General features: G+C 75.2%; 1 protein-coding gene and 1 riboswitch. The gene reads left to right on the top strand.

Going from position 1 to position 1,137, the window contains the following annotated elements; translation table 11 throughout:
• The first annotated feature begins 57 nt into the window (after positions 1–57).
• Positions 58–200: riboswitch (SAM riboswitch) on the top strand.
• 200 nt (positions 201–400) lie between these two features.
• Complete coding sequence (locus tag ACIQOV_RS42360) at positions 401–1,114, top strand: IclR family transcriptional regulator (RefSeq protein ID WP_401056597.1); 714 nt, start codon at positions 401–403, stop codon at positions 1,112–1,114.
• The last annotated feature ends 23 nt before the right edge of the window (positions 1,115–1,137 follow it).

Below are 1,137 nucleotides of genomic sequence, written 5' to 3'. Positions count from 1 at the left end.
GTCGGAGGTGGGGGGGGGCTTGCCGAGCGGCCCGGGAAGTCTTGTATCGTTCCTGGCGAATCATCCAGAGGGGTGGAGGGACCGGCCCTACGAAGCCCCGGCAACTCCCCGTTCGACCCGGCGTCCGAAGTACGCGCCGTGCCGTCCGGGGGCAGTGCCAACTCCGGCCTGTCGCCACTGTGGCGCGGGAAAGATGAGGAGACACGGTGCTCTCTGTGCTGTCCTTCGCCCGGGCGCTTCCCGCCCCGGCGCTTTCGCGTACCCGTCTCGTGCCCGGCGCAGGCAATCGGCCGTTTCCCCCGGCCCGTCCTCGCTGACCACACCCCCCGGCTCCCCGCCAGGAGCCGCCGTGAGCAGCGACCGTCCGCTGCTCCGGGCCCCGAGACTGGAGTACCCCCACATGGAGAACACGAGCGGCGTCGGCGTGCTCGACAAGGTCACCTCGATCCTCGGCACCCTGGAGGCCGGCCCCGCCACGCTGGGCGGCCTGGTCGCCGCCACCGGCATGGCGCGGCCCACCGCCCACCGGCTGGCCGTCGCACTCGAACACCACCGCCTGGTCAGCAGGGACACCCAGGGCCGGTTCATGCTCGGCCCGCGGGTCGGCGAGCTCGCGACGGCGGCCGGCGAGGACCGGCTGCTGGCCGCGGCCGGCTCGGTCCTCACCCAGCTGCGCGACATCACCGGCGAGAGCGCCCAGCTCTACCGCCGGCAGGGCGAGGTGCGGATCTGCGTGGCCGCCGCCGAGCGTCTCACCGGCCTGCGCGACACCGTTCCGGTGGGCGTCACCCTCCCCATGAAGGTCGGCGCCGCCGCCCAGATCCTGCTCGCCTGGGAGGAGCCCGAACGGCTCCACCGCGGACTGCAGGGCGCCCGTTTCACCGCCACCGCGCTGAGCGGCGTACGGCGCCGGGGCTGGGCCCAGTCGGTCGGCGAGCGCGAACTCGGGGTCGCCTCCGTCTCCGCGCCGGTCCGCGGCCAGTCCAACCGGGTGGTCGCCGCCGTCACGGTGTCCGGCCCGATCGAACGCCTCACCCGGCACCCCGGCGCCCAGCTCTCCCAGGCCGTCGTCGAGGCCGCCCACCGGCTCACCGAGGCCCTGCGCCACCCCTGAGCGGGGGCCCCGCCCGCGTCGGG

It is taken from the genome of Kitasatospora sp. NPDC091257, from assembly GCF_044757675.1.
Lineage (GTDB): Bacteria > Actinomycetota > Actinomycetes > Streptomycetales > Streptomycetaceae > Kitasatospora > Kitasatospora lactacystinica.
The sequence above is the reverse complement of the archived record's forward strand: the minus strand, read 5'-3'. Positions and strand labels throughout refer to the sequence as shown.

What these genes read in the sequence shown, in the direction of transcription:
- ACIQOV_RS42360 (WP_401056597.1), top strand. Translation starts at nt 401, where the DNA reads ATGGAGAACACGAGCGGCGTCGGCGTGCTCGACAAGGTCACCTCGATC.